The following is a 16,278-nucleotide window of genomic DNA, read 5'->3' as shown; positions in this document are numbered from 1 at the left end:
GAAGAGTCTCGTAGGTCAGGCGAAGCGATAAGCGCTGAACGGCGCCAGGTCCTGCCGCGTCGGACGGCCTGCGGCGAGGTCGCCGACCAGGCGCCCCGTAGTTGCGCCGAGCGTGAGCCCGAGCTGGCCGTGGCCGAACGCCATGATGACGTTCGGCAGCCGCTTCGAGCGGTCGATCACCGGTTTCGTGTCGGGCAGGAACGGCCGATAGCCGACGCCGTACTCGACGCGGGCGGTCTGCAGCTCGGGCAGGATGCGTTTGGCCTTCTCCAGGATGATGTCCGCGCGCCGGAAGTTCGGTGCCGCGTCGCGGCCCGCGAACTCGATGGTGCCACCGATTTGCAGCCCGCGCGTCATCGGGCTGAAGCAGAAGCCGCCGTCCGCATAGATCACGGAGTGACGGAACTCGACGCCCGGATCGGTCACCAGCGCCTGGTAGCCGGCGATGCCTTCAAGCGGCACGCGCACGCCGAGCTGGCCGAAGAATTGCCGCGAACCGGTGCCGGCCGCGACCACCACGTGATCGGCCGCGAGTCGCTCGCCATTCGCGAGCGTCACGCCGGTCGCGCGTCCGTCGGCTTCGTCGATGCGCGTGGCATTCGCACGGATGCGGCGTCCGCCTTGCGCTTCGAAGCTGGCGGTGAGCGCCGCGATGAAGCCTTCGGTATCGTTGACCGCGCGCCAGTCGGGGAACAGCAGTCCATGCTTGAACCGGCCGGCGAGCGCCGGTTCGAGATCGCCGATGTCGGCGGCGCTCAGCCGCTGCGACGCGAACCCGAGCGATTGCCGCAGATCGAGATGCGGCTGTTCATGCGCGATGCCGGCCGGATCATCGAACACCTCGAGCACCGGGCGCTGGCCTAATAGCGCGCGTTCGCCGCACGCGTCGAGCAGCGGCGCGTAATCGGGGTAGACGTCGTGCGTGAGCGTGGCCATCGCCTGCGCGATCGCCACGATCTTCGCGTGACGGGCCGACGCGACGAACCGGAAGAACCACGGCAGGATGCCGGGCAGCGCGCCGGGCCGCAGCGCGAGCGGCCCCCTCTGGTCCATCAGCCAGCGCGGCACCTTCATCAGGATCCCGGGTTTCGACAGCGGAATGACCTCGCTGACGGCCATCTGCCCGCAGCTCCATTTCGCGGTGCTGTCGCCCGGCGCGGCCGGATCGATCAGCGTGACGGCGCGGCCGTCGCGCAGCAGATAGAGCGCGCAGCACACGCCGACGATCCCGCCGCCGATCACGACGGCGGCTTCCTGCGGGGCCGTACCGGGCGCCGCGGGCGCGTGTGGTCGCGGAATCGCATTCAATTGACGAACTCCTGCAGGCTGAAGCCGTGCGCATACGGTTGGGACGCATCGACACGATACTGCGCGCGCCCGGTCACCCACGCGCGCCCTTCGATGCTTGGCCGCACGGCGTCGAGCCCGCTGTCGAGGCGCGTAACCGCTTCGACGCGGCCGATGAAGCGGCTGCCGATCAGGCTCTCGTGGCAATACGCATCGCCGGCCTTCAGCCAGCCGCGCGCGAAGCGCTGCGCGACGCGTGCCGAGCTGCCGGTGCCGCACGGCGAACGGTCGACGAGGCTGTCTCCGGCGATCACCACCGCGCGGCCGTGCGCATCATCCGCGATCGGCTTGCCCGTCCACATGCAATGGTGCACGCCGCGAATCGCCGGATGATCGGGGTGCACGACGTCGAGCGCCGCGTTGACCGCGCGCTGCACGTCGCGGCCCCACGCCAGCAGTTCGTCCGGCGTGAAATGCTCGCAGCCGGGGAAGTTCGGCTGAACCTCGACGATCGGATAGAAGTTGCCGCCGTACGCGATATCGACGGCCAGCGTGCCGAGCGCGGGAACCTCGATCTCGACGTCGCGCGCGAGCAGGAAGCTCGGCACGTTGGTGAAGCGCACCGACGTCACGCGCGCGCCGTCCATCTCGTAGCGCGCGACGATCTGCCCGGCCGGCACGTCGACCGTCACGATGCCCGGCTGCTTCGGTACGACGAGACGCTCCTCGATCGCGAACGCGATCGAGCCGATCGTCGCGTGGCCGCACATCGGCAGGCAGCCCGACGTCTCGATGAACAGCAGGCTGAAATCGGCGTTGTCATTGACGGGCGGGTAGAAGATCGTGCCCGACATGTGCGCATGGCCGCGCGGCTCCAGCATCAGCGTGCGGCGCACCCAGTCGTGATGCGCGACGAAGTCCTCGCGGCGTGCGTTCATCGTCGCGCCCTGCAGCACGGGCGCACCATCGATCACCATGCGCACCGGCATGCCTTCGGTATGGCCTTCGATACAGGTAAAGCTGTGAATCGTCATGTTGGGATTCCCCGGTCGGCGTGCCGGCGCGCAGCGGCGCCGGCACAGGAGCGCATTACGGTATTACGCCTGCGATGCCTCGAAGATCGCGCGGAACGCCGCTTTTTCGTCGTCGGTCAGCGGCTGCAGCGGCATGCGTGCGCTGCCGACCTTGAAGCCGGCCAGCTCGCAACCGTACTTCACTTTCTGAATGAACTTGCCCGACTCCATGCTTGCCATCACCGGGAACAGCGAACGCATCACGTTCTGCGCGCCCGCGATGTCGCCGGATGAGAATCTGTCGTAGAAGCTGACGACCTGTTTCGCGAAGCAGTTCGCGGGCCCGCAGATCCAGCTCGTCGCGCCCCACAGGAAGAAGTCGAGCGCCTGATCGTCCGAGCCGCACGACAGCTGGTAATGGTCGCGGTATTTTTCGCCGATCTCGATCGCGCGCAGCAGGTTGCCGCTGCTTTCCTTGATGCCGATCACGCGCGGATGATCCTTGAGCGCGTCGAGCACGCCGAAGCCGACCTCGACGTTGGTGCGCACCGGGTAGTTGTACAGAATGACGTTCACGTCGGTCACCGCGGCGAGGATCGCTTCGTAGTGGCCGGTCAGTTCGTCCTGCGAAGGCAGCGCATAGTACGGCGGCGCGATCAGGATGTTCGTGTAGCCGGCATCGCGAGCCTGGCGCACCTGTTCGATCACTTCGCGCGTCGACGAGCCGTTCGCGCCGGCGATCAGCGTGCCGCGATTGCCGACCACTTCGCGCACGGTCTTCATCACCGCGCGGCGCTCGTCGTTCGTGAGCGCGTAGTACTCGCCCGTCGAACCGAGCGGCACGAAGCCGCTGACGCCCGCGGCGAGCTGATATTCGAGGATCGACGCGAGCGTGTCGTGATCGACGGCGCCCGATGCATCGAACGGCGTGACGAGGGCGGGCAGAATGCCTTTCAGTTGCATGAGTTTTCTCCGGCTTGACGTGCGTTGAAGGTTAGTAGGCATAGCGCCTGAGCATCCTGGACTCCACTACGCCGACCATGCGGGTCAGCGGAAAGGCGACGAGGAAATAGATGACGGCGACCGTGGTCAGGAACTCGACGGGTCGTGCGGTGCTGTTCGAGATGTTCTGGCCGACGAACATGAGGTCGGCGATGCCCACCGACGAAATGAGCGCGCTCTCCTTGAACAGGCTCACGACGTTCGACAGCAGCGGCGGAATCGCGCGCAGCAGCGCTTGCGGAAAGATCACGTAGACGATCTTCACGTGCGGCGACAGGCTCAGCGCGATGCATGCGTCGTGCTGCTCGCCGGCGATCGATTTCAGCGCGCCGCGAAACGTCTCGCTCGTGATCGCTGCCATGTACAGCGTCAGCGAAATCAGCACCGACAGGTACGGCGGAATCGGCAGCTGCAGCACGACCGGGAAGCAGAAGAACACCCAGAACAGCTGGATCAGCAGCGGCGTGCCGCGGAAGAATTCGACGAACGCGGTGACGGGCCCGCGCAGCCAGCGCGACGGCGACATCCGCAGCAGGCTCAGCACGAAGCCGAGCAGGCTGCCGACGAGCGCGCAGGTCACGGTGAACGCGAGCGTCAGCCCGAGGCCCTTCGCGAGCACGAGCCAGTACGGCCAGACGACGGCAAAATCGAGATTCACGGCAGGCTCCTCAGCGCTGGACGGCGGCGTCCTGGCGACGCTCGATGACGTTGACGAGTTTCGCGATCGGCAGCGACAGCGCGAAATACACGAGTGCGACCACCGAGTACGTCTCGAGCGGCCGGTAGGCCTGCGTCGCGACGCTCTTGGCGACGTACATCAGGTCGCCCACCGCGACGATCGCCACCAGCGCGCTTTGCTGCAGGCTGCCGATGCCGTTCGTCAGCAGCACCGGCATCGCGCTGCGCAGCGCCTGCGGCAGCACGACGAAGATCGTGCGCTGCCACGGCTTGAGACCGAGCGCCACCGCGGCGTCGAGATGCTCCTTCGGCACCGCCTGCACGCCGGCGCGGTACGCTTCGGCGTTGAACGCGGTCAGGTTCAGCCCGAGCGCGAGCACGCCCATTGCGACCGGGTCGATGAACACGTCGACCATCATCGGGATGCAATAGAAGAACCAGATGATCTGCAGCAGCGCCGGCGTGCAGCGGAAGAATTCGATGAAGAGCTGCGCGGGCCAGCGCACGAGCGTCCAGCGGCTCATCGCGAGCAGGCACAGCACGAAGCCGAGCACGAGGCCCATCGCGTTCGCGGCAACCGCGAGCACGACGGTCACCCGCAGCCCGTCGAGCAGCGCGCCGATGCTGGCCACGAGGAAACCGAAATCGAAGTGATAGTTCATGGCTTCGGCCTCAGTCGAGATGCAGCACTTTCTCGAGGAATTCCCGCGTGCGCGCTTCCTTCGGACACTTGAAGATCTGGTCCGGCGCGCCTTCCTCGACGATCTTGCCGTTCGCGCAGAACACCACGCGCGTGGCGATGTCCTTCGCGAAGTGCATGTCGTGCGTGACGATGATCATCGCCATCTTCTGCTCGGCGAGCTGCAGCATCACGTTTTGGACTTCGACGACCATCTCCGGATCGAGCGCGGACGTCACCTCGTCGAACAGCATCAGCTTCGGTTCGAGCATCAGCGCGCGCGCGATCGCGACGCGCTGCTTCTGGCCGCCGGAGAGCTGGCTCGGGTACGCGTGCAGCTTGCTTTCGAGGCCGAGACGCGCGAGATACATGCGGGCGCGCTCGGTGGCGTCGGCCTTCGACAGCCCGCCGACCCGCACGGGCGCGAGGATCAGGTTGCCGAGCACCGACAGGTGCGGAAACAGCGTGTAGTGCTGGAACACCATGCCGACCTGCTTCTGCAGTTTCGCGTCGATGCGCCAGCCGCCGCGCGCGTCGCCGCCGCGGATGTACGACGCGCCCTGGAACGCGATCTCGCCGCGCTGGATGCCTTCGAGGCCCATCATCACGCGCAGCAGCGAGCTCTTGCCGCTGCCGCTCGGGCCGATGATCACGAGCCGGTCGTCGGCGCGCATGTCGAGGCTCATGCCGTCCATCACGACGAGGTTCGGGCCGTACGCCTTGTGCACGTCGCGCAGACGTACGAAATCGGCGGACGGCGCGGACGCGGCGAAGCGGGCGGTCGAAAGGGGATGCATGGCCGACCTGACGGCCGTCGTTTGAGGCGACAACATGACTGTCTCTCCAGCTGCGCCCGAGCTCGGCGCACAAAGTCGAATCGGTAGATCGAGGCCCGTCGACGCTGCGGCGGGCCTGCCGGTGCGGCGCGGCTTACTTGCCGGGCGTCAGCATGGCCTGCACGGACGTCTTGATCAGGCGGTTCACGGCGCCCGACTTGACCTGCCGGGCGAGGTAGTCGTTGAGCACGTCGAGGTCGGCCTTCGGCGTGTCCTTGCGCAGCCCGAACGCGACCTCCTGCTGCGCGAGCGGCGGGGCCGGATTGAAGCTGGCAGCCCAGTCGGGGTGTGCTTCGGTCAACAGCATGTTGGTGATGTTCGCGTCGGCGAGCAGGTCGGCGCGCTTCGAGATCAGCGACAGGCGCGTCTCGTCGTTGCCGGGCAGCCGCATGATCCGCGCCTGTTTGAGTTCGGCCGAAATCGCCTTGTCCTGCGACGTGCCGGACATCACCGCGACCGTGACGTTCGGCTTGTCGATGTCGGCGAGCGAGCGCAGGGGCTTCGCGATCTTCGGGTTGTTCTTGTTGTAGACGAACGAGACGTTGTAGTCCGTCGCCGGCGCGGAGAACGCGACGGCCTTCTCACGCTCGGGCGTGTCGTTCAGCGCGAGTGACAAATCCCACTTGTCCGACTGCAGGCCGGCCACGATGTTGTCCCAGCTCGTGTCGACGAATTCGACCTTCACCTTCAGCACGTTCTGCCCGAAATCGCGGCACAGATCCGAGAAGAAACCGCTGTAGGCGCCCGTCTTCGGGTCGCGCATCACGTACGGCGGCGCGACGGCCGCGCCACAGCGGAGCACGCCGGCCTTCTTTACGGCGGCCCAGGCATCGGGCCCGACAGCCTGCGACCGCGCCGCGGCGAGCAACGATGCCGCCGCCACGGTGCACGCGGCGATTTGACGGGTGAAACGGGACAGTCGATTCATGGTGACCTCACTCGATATGGGTAAACCCGGATCCTGCTGTTGGCGACACGCAAGCATGTGTGTTTTGATGTGTGCAGCGTTGTGTGCATATTAGGAGGGCAAAAATCGCTGTGTCAACGAGAAGTTGTGCTGTGACGGGGGCGGGTTTTCCCCGGGGCGACGGAGGTCGTCCGTGGCATCCGGCGTGAGAGGACGACGGTGGAGCGCGGGGAGGGGGCGCGGCGCGGAACTGGCGGCGGCTACGGGGAAGGCGGGAGGTTCAGCTGGCGTCCGGGCGGACGGGGGCGCGCGTTCGGCGGAACTGGCGTGATCGAGGAGAGGCGGAGTCAGAACGCCGTCGTCCGGGCCGACGACGGCGACGTTGTTTCAGGCGGCGAGCGGTTCGGCGTGGGACGCCATGCTTGCCGCTTCGCCTGGCGGCGCGTCATTGCTGCGCGCCCGCCGCCGCTGGCGCGCCCGACGACGTGCCCGGCACGCCGTTCGGCCCGTACGCCGCTTCGGCGTTCTGGTTTCGGGCGACGCGCTTCGCCGCGAGGCGTTCCTGTGCGGCGACGATGTCGTCCGGATAGCTGTCCCCGTCGCCGATCGACGGGTTGTAGCCGACCGATTCGAGGTCGAGCAGTTCCTGGCGCACCTGTGCGCGGGTGAGTGCGGATCGCGACGACTGCGCGTACGACATGGCCGGTGCGGCGAGCAGAGCGGTGGTCGTAGCGGCGATGGAGGCGATGGTAACGATGATGGATTTCACGATTTCCTCAGACAGTTCGTTGCGGCTCAGCGCATCTGCGGCAGGCCGGACCGATGGAGCAAGTTTAGGAACCCGGAACGGCCGGATAAATGGCGATTCCTGTCCTGCTGTGTTCCAGAACGCGCGACAGTGAGCAACGCGCATGTCGCGGCGATTACGCATCGGCGATCGCCGCGACGGTACTACCCGCATTGACGGTTCCTGACGTGCATGGCGTTGCGTGGCGTGGCGAGCTCGGGGCGCATCGATCGTGCCGCTCGGCCGGGCCGGCGGTAGGTGCGTGCACCGGTCGCGAGGCCGGAGATCCGGCGCGCCGTCCAAGCCGGCTTTCCGACCGGGGCAATCGCTTTTACGTGTCGAGCGGCAGGCGGGTGCGTGCGAATGCCGATCGATGCCGCTGCGGATCGATCGGCGGACCAATGGTCGACACACGTTGCGCCGGCGGGAAAAAATACGTTGCGTGCGCAACCTGAGCGGGCCGGATGGCGCCCCTCAGTCGCCGAACAACTGCCCCTGCCCGGATATGACGCGCTCGAAATCGTCCCGCAAAAACGGCAGGATCGCATCGGCGACGGGCTGAAGCTGGCGGCTCAGGTAGAACGCATAATCGATCGGCGAGCGCATCGTTTCGAGCGGCTCGGGGCCGGCCGTCGTCATCACGTAGCTGATCCAGCCGCCGCGCTGATACTGCAGCGGCCGGCCCTGCGCATGATTGAACTCGTCGGCGATGCGCGCCGCGCGCACGTGCGGCGGCACGTTGCGCTCGTATTCGCGCAGTGGCCGGCGCACGCGCTTGCGATAGACGAGCTGGTCGTCGAATTCGCCGGCCAGCGTGCGCCGCACGTAGTCGCGAATGAACTCCTGGTACGGCTCGCGCCGGAACACGCGCCGGTACAACTCGCGCTGGAACTGCTGCGCGAGCGGCGTCCAGTCGGTGCGCACCGTTTCGAGCCCCTTGAACACGAGATCCTCGCCGCCGTCGGCCGTTGCCGCGAGGCCGGCATAGCGCTTCTTGCTGCCTTCCTCCGCGCCGCGCACGGTCGGCATCAGGAAGCGGCGGTAATGCCGCTCGTACTGCAGCTCGAGCGCGCTCTCCAGCCCGAAGCGATCGTGCAGGTGCGCGCGCCACCAGCGGTTCACGTGCTCGACGAGCGCGCGGCCCTTGGCGCCGGCTTCGTCGTCGTCGTGCGCGCGACCGAGCCACACGAACGTCGAATCGGTGTCGCCGTAGATCACTTCGTATCCCTGAGCTTCGATCAGCTCGCGCGTGCGATGCATGATCTCGTGGCCGCGCATCGTGATCGACGACGCGAGGCGCGGATCGAAGAAGCGGCAGCCCGTCGAGCCGAGCACGCCGTAGAACGAGTTCATGATGATCTTCAGCGCCTGCGACAGCGGCGCGTTGCGCTGCCGTTTCGCTTCGTCGCGGCCTTCCGACACGCGTCGCACGATGTCCGGCAGGCAATGCGCGGTGCGCGAGAAGCGCGCGCCGAGGAAGCCGGGCACGGAGGTGTCGTCGCCCGGATGCGCGAGCCCTTCGATCAGCCCGGCCGGGTCGATCAGGAACGTGCGGATGATCGACGGATAGAGGCTCTTGTAGTCGAACACGAGCACCGAGTCGTACAGGCCGGGCCGCGAATCCATCACGAAGCCGCCGGGGCTGTTCTGCCCCGTCACGTCGCCGAGGTTCGGCGCGACGTAGCCGAGCCGGTGCATGCGCGGCAGGTACAGGTGCGTGAACGCCGCGACCGAGCCGCCGGTGCGATCGGCCGCGAGGCCCGTGACGGTCGCGCGTTCGAGCGCGAAGGACAGCAGGTCGGCCTTGTCGAAGATGCGCGTGACGAGCTCGCAGTCCTTCAGGTTGTAGCGCGCGAGCGCGGGCTTGTCGTGATCGAAGCGGCGCTGGATCTCGTCCATCCGCTGGTACGGATTGTCGATCGACTTGCCTTCACCGAGCAGCGCCTGCGACACGTATTCGAGGCTGAACGACGGGAACGTCCACGTCGCCGATTTCAGCATGTCGATGCCGTCGAGGATCAGCCGGCCGGCCGCGCCCGCGAAGAAGTGGTCGGGCTGCTGGCCGTGCGCGCGCCAGTCGAGCACGCCGCCGCCGCGGCCGAGCGTCAGCGGCACGCCGTACTGCTCCGCGTGCGCGTGCAGGATGCGCAGGTCGAACTGCACCAGGTTCCAGCCGATCACCGCATCGGGATCGTGTTCGTCGAACCACGCGTTGAGCCGCGCGAGCATCTCGGCCCGGCTGTCGCAGTAGTCGAGCCGGAAGTCGAGCGCGGCCGCGGGCGTGTCGCCGTTCGGCGGGCCGAGCATGTAGACCTGCCGCTGTCCGCAGCCTTCGAGCGCGATCGAATACAGCTCGCCGTGGACGCTCGTTTCGATGTCGAGCGACACGCAGCGCAGCGTCGGACGATAGCCGGTCGCGCTTTTCAGTTCGCCATCGGCCAGCGTGCCGTCGCGGCCCGGCACGCCGCGAAACTGCACGGGCGCCGTGATGAAGCGCTCCATCGTATAGCGGTCGGGCGGCTGCACGTCGGCTTCGTAGACGTCGACGCCGGCCGCGGCGAGGCGCTTCTGGAGCCCGGAAAGATGGCGGTAGCGCCGGCAGTAGAGGCCGGCGACCGGACGCTGACGGAAATCGCGCAGCGCGAGCGGACGCAGTTCGGCCTCGCGTTCGCCGGCCAGCACGCGTTCGGCGAGCGCCTGCTGCTCGGCCGGCACGAACGCGACGGCTTCCTGCGGGCGCAGTCGTACGCGGCGCGGGCCGTGTTCGGTTGCCAGCCAGAACTCGATCTCGATGCCGGACGCGGTGTCCCGCCAGTGGCGGGTGAGGATGAAACCCTGCTCGAACGCCGTCAAAACGCTTGCTCGTGGTGAATGCCCAGGCGGCGGATTTTAGCGCTGTCGCGCAGCTCCCGCCGAACTGCCTGCCGATGGCAAGGTGCCAGGAAGCCGTCGCGCGACCCGCCACGCGGTGCGTGTCGCGTCGACTGCATGAAGCAGCCAGCGTCGCGCGACGACCGTGTGGCGCTTGCTCGTCACGTATTCGTCCACGCCGGGTTCGACTGCGTCGTGTTCGCGCTGCGACAGCGTGGCCGTCGCGCCCGACCCATCCGCGAATTCGATCATCGCGGGATGCGACGCCGCGAAGCGCACGGGCATGTCTGCCGCGGCCACGATGCAGCCCGGATACAGATGCGAATGCCCGGCGCGCAACAGGATCGCCACCGGCGCGCGCATCGTCACAGCCGTCCGCGGCGTCGCGCGTCGGCTTCGACCCGCGCGAGCAGTTGATCGAGCGCGTCGATCGCAACCGGCTTCGCGAAATGGTCGTGGAAGCCGGCCTCCTCCGTTTCCGTGCGATCCGACGAGCGGACGTGCCCGGACAGCGCGACGTAGTACGCATCGGGTGCGGCGTTCGTCGTCTGCAGTGTGTGGAGCAGTTCGAATCCGCTGATGTCCGGCATGCTCAGGTCGATCAGCATCAGGTGCGGTGCGAACTCGCGCGCGAGCGGCACCGCATCGCGTGCGTGGTACACGATGCGCGGCGTGTGGCCCTTGATCTGCAGCAGCACGCCGAGCGTATCGGCCGCTTCGTGGTTGTCGTCGACGATCAGGATGCGCAGCGCATGCTCGGGCGACGGCGTCGATGCATGCCGTTTGGCTTCGACGGCGCGCTCCGGCTCCACGACGGGCAGCCGTACGGTAAACGACGAGCCCTTGCCGATCCCGTCGCTCTCGGCCGTGATGGTGCCGTGGTGCAGGTCGACGAACTTCCGGCTGATCGCGAGGCCGAGGCCGAGCCCGCCCGCGGAGTAGCGGCCCGTGGTTTCCTGTTGCTCGAACAGGTTGAAGATGGATTCCTGCGCACCCGGCACGATGCCGATGCCGCGATCGATGACGTCGATCGCCACGACGTTGTCTTCGGTGCGCACGTGGATCTCGATGCGCTCGTTGGGCGGCTAGTATTTCGACGCGTTGTCGAGCAGGTTGTACAACACCTGCACGAGCCGGACTTCGTCGCCGAGCACGATCACCGGGCCCGGCGGCAGGCGCACCAGGATCTGCTGGCCGCGCGCATCGACCTTCGGCTGGATGCTCTGCACGCTGCGGTACACGATATCGCGCACGTTCAGCGGCGCTTCCTTCAGCTCGACCTTGTCGGACTTGATGCGCCCGAGGTCGAGCAGATCGTCGACGAGCCGCACCAGTTGCTCGATCTGGCGATCGGCGATGTCCTTGCATTGCGCGAGCGCCGGCGCCAGCTCGGACGACGGCAGGCTTTGCAGGATCCCGATCGTGTGCCGCAGCGGCGCGAGCTGGTTGCGCAACTCGTGCGCGAGCGTCGCGATGAACACGTCCAGCCGCTGCGTCGCCGCTTCCAGTTCCTCGACGCGCTTGCGCTCGGTCATGTCGCGCGTGATCTTGATGAAGCCGCGAAGCGTGTTCGTCTCGTCCCGCACGGCAGTGATCGTCACGCTGGCCCAGAAGCGCGAACCGTCCTTGCGCACGCGCCAGCTTTCGTCCTCGTAGTGACCGTGCGCGGCCGCTGCCGCGAGCCCGTGCGCCGGGCGGCCGGCCGCGATCGCTTCGGCCGTGTAGAAACGCGAGAAATGGCTGCCGACGATCTCGTCCGCGCGATAACCCTTGATGCGCTCGGCACCCGCGTTCCAGGTCGCGATGTTGCCGTGCGTGTCGAGCATGAACACGGCGTAGTCGGTGATCGACGCGACGACCGTCTGGAAACGAAACTCCGCGTATCGGTCGTGCACCGGCTGTTCTTCGCCCGGGACGATGGGCGGCGTCTGGTCTGGCGTCATGTGAATACTCGTTCAACGAATCGATTGCGTTGCGAAAACCATCGTAGCGCTCGAGATGGATATACGGTAGCGCGGCGCGCGCAGTCGCGCAGCGGACAGGCGGCCTGGCGCGCGGAATCAAAGCGGACAGACTCGTGCGGCGGCGCGCTGGCAAACGGCAATCCGGCGACGGGATCGGTGCGGGCGAGGCTTGCGTCGACGCGCGGCGGCGGTTGCGCGTGAAAGGTATTGGTATGACGATGCGAGCGCATCGAATGGTCGCCGCCGCTCGGTCGCGCCGGCGCGCGATGCCGGGTCCGGCAGGGTTCGGCGCGCAGCCGGTAGCGGTTCGGCGCAGGCGACGCAAAGCGGCGGAAGCCCGGCCCGCGCGCGATGCGCGGGCCGGCGCTCAGGCCGTCATCGACGCGAAATCGCGCTTCAGGTTTTCCGGCCGCTGCGGGCGCTGATACAGGTAGCCTTGCGCGTACTGGACGCCGACCGCGTGCAGCGCCCGATGCTGTTCTTCCGTTTCGACGCCCTCTGCAATGATCTTCAGGTCGTAGTGGTGCGCGAGCGCCGCGATCCCCTCGATCAGCTTGGCATTGCCCGTCGTCAGCTGCGAGATGAACTGACGGTCGATCTTCACGTAGTCGAACGGGAAGCGCGACAGCAGGTCGAGATTGCTGTGACGCGTGCCGAAGTCGTCGATCGCGAACTTCGCGCCCTTCGCGCGCAGCGCGACGAACATTGCGGTGGTGCGCGCGTTCTTTTCGAGCAGCAGGCGCTCCGTCACTTCGAGCACCAGCGTGAAGCCGGGCGGCAGCTGGCGGATCGTCTCTTCGACGATGGACACGAAGCGCGGGCGTTCGAGATCCTTCGGCGCGACGTTGACCGCGATGCGCAGCGGTATCGACGGCACCAGGCTGGTCAGTTCGGCGGCGGCCGTGCGCACGACGAATTCGGTCACCTTCGGCAGGATCGCACTCGCCTCGACCTGCGGAATGAACACCGCCGGGCTGATCGACCCCCATTTCGGATGATCCCAGCGCAGCAGCGCCTCGACGCCGACGGTCCTGCGTGTCTGGACGTCGACGATCGGCTGGTACACGACGTGGAATTCGTTGCGTTTGAGCGCGTTGCGGACCGCCTTCAGCAACAGCCGCCGCGGCGCCATCGCGAGCAGGTACGCCGCCGCGATCAGGCCGTCGATCAGCAGCGCGATCGTCACGAACACCAGGCGGTAGTTGCGCCGCAGCTGCGATACGTACCGTTCCGACGAGTTGACCCGCACCGTGAACGGCCAGCGGTTCGATGCGATCACGCTGCCGTTCGCCGGCGTGGCGGCGGATTTCGGCACGAATGCCCCTTGCTGATCGAGGCCGCCCGTGCCATTGACCGACAGCGTAGCCGTCTCCGCGCCGAAGCGGGTGCCATGCGCGAGCATGTCGGACAGATAGTCGCCCTCGATCAGATACAGCACGCCCGATCCAGGCCTCGTCGCGCGCAGCGCCGCGAGCACGGGAACGCCAGGCTGGAACGGGGTCTGCGGCAGCAGCGCGGTGACCGTGGTGCCCGGCTTCGACATGGGCATGTATGCGGCGAGCGGTACGTCGATCGCGCCCAGCGCGGACGAGCACGACACACGGCCGTCGTTGACCAGCGCGACGGCGCGCAGGTAACGCAGGCGGGTGCTCGCTTCGGCCAGCGTTCTGAAAACCGACGAGCACGGGCGCCCGACGAGCGCCAGCAGTTCGTCCGCGGTGCGGGTGCGGATGCCGTCGAGGATACGGTCGATCGAGGACACGATGTCGTTCGCGACGACGCGTTCGTGCCGGGCAACCGCTTCGCGTGCGAGCCGATCGGCCAGGACGACGCTCGCCGCGAGCACGACCGCGCAGACGATCACGGCAATCGAAAAGATGATGTGCGGCAACGCGCCGCTGCGCTGGAATGCGGGTTTCAGGCCCGGTGCGGACGGGGACATTGCTCTGGGCGCATTTGTTGTTGTATGCATGGGCATGCCTGTCGAACCGGTCGATGAACTGGCGCGGAGCAATCAGCGTGCCTGGCCGGGCCACGGCGGCACGCGCCGACATCGGGACGCATATCGTTTCTACGCTGGTGACGTCCAGGCCACGGCATCGCGGCAACGTCGCTGGATTCGAGGCGTTTGTCCAGAACATACATGGATTATGCATGTACATTGGAGTCGCGCGCCCAAAAAAACCCCGACCGCATCATGGTGCGGCCGGGACAGAAGACACCTTCTCTTGGCACGAGGATGGTGCGCGGCAAGTATAAGATGTGACGCACGATTACGAAATATCGTTATTCAACAAATGGTGCAATTTCGTGATTGACTCTCAACAGGAGATATTCGCGTAGTGCCGCACGCACCGGGATTTGCGGGCAATTTGTCGCGAACGTCGTCCAACCCGCATTCTGCGGGTTTCTTTTTTTCAGGATCAGGGGATACCCGAGGGCGACGGACGTGCCGATTCGTGGGTCGGGTTGGCCGCGCGTCAGAAATCGTCGCGCATCTTGTGGAGCAGGTCGCGCGGCGACTGGTGCGTGTCCACTGCGGTAAGGATGTCGGTCAGAAACCACGGCAGGTTCAGTTGCGTATCGGGATCGCTGACGCACACGCGAATCGGCGGTGCTTTCGATGTGGAGCGGGAGCTGGACGACGGCACGCAGTTCCTCGCTTGCCCGGCGACTGGCGCGGTGGCATCGCCCGCGCGGGTACCGGCCGCCGCCGCCGGCAGGCTGGCCGCGGCGAACAGGATCAGCGCGATGAGCAGGGCGGTGCGTTTCATCTGAATCTCCGGCGATGTTCGTTCGACATTGCCGGCCGGGGCGAGTTCGGAATCTGGCGTGCCGTCGTCAATCCGGGCGCCTGTACCTGCGTGCCGCCCGCATCGTCATCGATACGGCTTCATCCGCGCGCGACGACACGTGCATGGCGGACGCGATCTGTTCGATGCTCACTTTGCCGCGCGACGGCCTCGCGCACTGACTGTTCGAGATCGCGGAGATGGCGCAGCGATTGTGCGAGCAGGTGCAACGGAAACGCGAGCCGGTTGACCGGCTGAATCCGGCTATTGCGCGCCGATCTGGCCGCCGAGGCGCACGCGGTCCTGTTCGACCCAGCCTTCGGCATCCGAACCCGTCTTGCCATTCACGTACATGACGTTGTACCAGCGTCCGTGCGGTTTGTAGACGGTTACCGAATCGCCCGGAATGACGAAGATCCGCTTCTTGATGCACTGCGCGTCGGGGGCCGAGTAGAAATACGCTCGCCCGACGCCGATGACGGTACCGGAGGCCGGCGGCCGGAAGTTGTCGTCCGGGCCGCTCGTGGCTTCGTCAAGCTGCCGGCAATCCACTGCGCCTTTGGGTTGCGCGCCGTGTGCCCCGACGCTCGCGCCGGTCACGAGCATCGCGATGCACACGTGCATCAAGTTTTTTGTCCGCATGATTCGTCCACGTCGTGGTGTGCCGGGCTCGCCGATTCACGATCGGTGCGGTGCCGATTGTAGCGCCGTACTCGGGCTGCTCCCCTCCTGCGCAACCACCGACGGACCGCCCCTCGCCACTGCGGACGATGTCCGAACCGAGCGGACATCGCCGAACGGTCCTCCGAATCATGTACGGCAATCAGCCTCCAGATGTCATGCGACAGCAGGACTCACCAACGGCTTGATCGCCCGGCCGACGCGATCGATCGCACCGTGTCGGTGATGCTCACGCTGCGCGACAGCCCGAAGATCTCGGCTTCGCGGCGTTCCGGTTCGCTGCTCGCGACGGCGACCGCGCGTTCGGGCGGCACGCCGAGCGCCTGCAACGCGACGTCGAACGGATGCTGCTTTGCTATGGAGTCCTGCTGGTTCGCGTCGGTGACGACGACCGAGAAGCGGTCGAGGTTCGCGCGGCCGAACTGACCTTCGAACATGTCGCTGAGCCGGTCGGCCGGCAGCGTCGTGACGAGGCCGAGTCGATAGCCTTGCTCCGATGCGCTGTCGAGCCACTGGATGATCGCATCGCGCTGGTTGCGCGATTCATGCGAATCCGGTGTCGCTTCGATCTGTGCGAATGCGGCGTCGAGACGGGTGACGATAGCTTCGATGACCACGGTGATTCCTCTCCTGAGACGTGCAGATCCGTTCGCGGACGGGAATGCCACACACCTTAGCGTCCACCCGGAATATGCGACCAATTAATATTTATATCCGACTCATACGATTTGACTAATGAATCGGGCGGCAGGCCACAGCCGGCGCGGGATGAGCGCGACGC

Annotated in this window: 14 protein-coding genes and 1 pseudogene; all 15 read right to left on the bottom strand. The window is 66.6% G+C overall.

Annotated elements, in window-relative coordinates:
• Window positions 1-15: 15 nt before the first annotated feature.
• The 15 genes and pseudogenes from O1Q03_RS04785 to O1Q03_RS04715 all read right to left on the bottom strand — a co-directional run bounded on the left by O1Q03_RS04785 (window position 16) and on the right by O1Q03_RS04715 (window position 16,114).
• The gene (locus O1Q03_RS04785; protein WP_269501892.1) at window positions 16-1,308 is read right to left on the bottom strand and encodes an NAD(P)/FAD-dependent oxidoreductase; all 1,293 of its coding nucleotides are present in this window, start codon (window positions 1,306-1,308) and stop codon (window positions 16-18) included.
• Complete coding sequence (locus O1Q03_RS04780; RefSeq protein ID WP_269501890.1) at window positions 1,305-2,321, bottom strand: 4-hydroxyproline epimerase; 1,017 nt, start codon at window positions 2,319-2,321, stop codon at window positions 1,305-1,307. Before O1Q03_RS04780 ends, O1Q03_RS04785 begins: the two co-directional genes overlap by 4 nt.
• 63 nt (window positions 2,322-2,384) lie before the next feature.
• A complete protein-coding gene (locus O1Q03_RS04775; RefSeq protein WP_269501889.1) occupies window positions 2,385-3,263 on the bottom strand; it encodes a dihydrodipicolinate synthase family protein in 879 nt (292 codons plus the stop codon).
• 31 nt (window positions 3,264-3,294) lie between these two features.
• On the bottom strand, window positions 3,295-3,960 hold the full coding sequence (locus tag O1Q03_RS04770; protein WP_269501888.1) for an amino acid ABC transporter permease: 666 nt from the start codon (window positions 3,958-3,960) through the stop codon (window positions 3,295-3,297).
• Window positions 3,961-3,970: 10 nt separating this feature from the next.
• Window positions 3,971-4,642, bottom strand: coding sequence for an amino acid ABC transporter permease (locus tag O1Q03_RS04765; protein WP_269501887.1), 672 nt, complete (start codon window positions 4,640-4,642; stop codon window positions 3,971-3,973).
• Between the two features lie 10 nt (window positions 4,643-4,652).
• Window positions 4,653-5,492: an amino acid ABC transporter ATP-binding protein gene (locus O1Q03_RS04760; RefSeq protein WP_269501885.1), complete on the bottom strand. Its 840-nt coding sequence runs from the start codon at window positions 5,490-5,492 to the stop codon at window positions 4,653-4,655.
• Window positions 5,493-5,589: 97 nt separating this feature from the next.
• Window positions 5,590-6,423, bottom strand: coding sequence for a substrate-binding periplasmic protein (locus O1Q03_RS04755; protein WP_269501883.1), 834 nt, complete (start codon window positions 6,421-6,423; stop codon window positions 5,590-5,592).
• A 424-nt stretch (window positions 6,424-6,847) separates the two neighbouring features.
• A complete protein-coding gene (locus O1Q03_RS04750) occupies window positions 6,848-7,171 on the bottom strand; it encodes a DUF4148 domain-containing protein (protein WP_332112512.1) in 324 nt (107 codons plus the stop codon).
• A gap of 492 nt (window positions 7,172-7,663) precedes the next feature.
• The gene (locus tag O1Q03_RS04745) at window positions 7,664-10,042 is read right to left on the bottom strand and encodes a DNA polymerase II (protein ID WP_269501881.1); all 2,379 of its coding nucleotides are present in this window, start codon (window positions 10,040-10,042) and stop codon (window positions 7,664-7,666) included.
• A 36-nt stretch (window positions 10,043-10,078) separates the two neighbouring features.
• Complete coding sequence (locus O1Q03_RS04740) at window positions 10,079-10,423, bottom strand: hypothetical protein (protein ID WP_269501880.1); 345 nt, start codon at window positions 10,421-10,423, stop codon at window positions 10,079-10,081.
• Between the two features lie 2 nt (window positions 10,424-10,425).
• Window positions 10,426-12,003, bottom strand: a pseudogene (locus tag O1Q03_RS04735) (PAS domain-containing hybrid sensor histidine kinase/response regulator).
• 388 nt (window positions 12,004-12,391) lie between these two features.
• Entirely contained in the window at window positions 12,392-13,966 is a 1,575-nt protein-coding gene (locus O1Q03_RS04730; RefSeq protein WP_442865744.1) for an EAL domain-containing protein, read from the bottom strand.
• 538 nt (window positions 13,967-14,504) lie between these two features.
• Window positions 14,505-14,798 (bottom strand): hypothetical protein, encoded by a 294-nt coding sequence (locus O1Q03_RS04725; protein WP_269501878.1) that lies wholly within the window; start codon window positions 14,796-14,798, stop codon window positions 14,505-14,507.
• Between the two features lie 282 nt (window positions 14,799-15,080).
• The gene (locus tag O1Q03_RS04720; protein WP_269502061.1) at window positions 15,081-15,422 is read right to left on the bottom strand and encodes a hypothetical protein; all 342 of its coding nucleotides are present in this window, start codon (window positions 15,420-15,422) and stop codon (window positions 15,081-15,083) included.
• 248 nt (window positions 15,423-15,670) lie between these two features.
• Window positions 15,671-16,114, bottom strand: coding sequence for a phosphatase (locus O1Q03_RS04715; protein WP_269501877.1), 444 nt, complete (start codon window positions 16,112-16,114; stop codon window positions 15,671-15,673).
• Window positions 16,115-16,278: the final 164 nt, after the last annotated feature.

The organism is Burkholderia sp. IMCC1007 (genome assembly GCF_027257875.1).
GTDB lineage: Bacteria > Pseudomonadota > Gammaproteobacteria > Burkholderiales > Burkholderiaceae > Burkholderia.
Note: the sequence above shows the minus strand (reverse complement) of the source record. Positions and strands in the feature narration are given on the sequence as shown.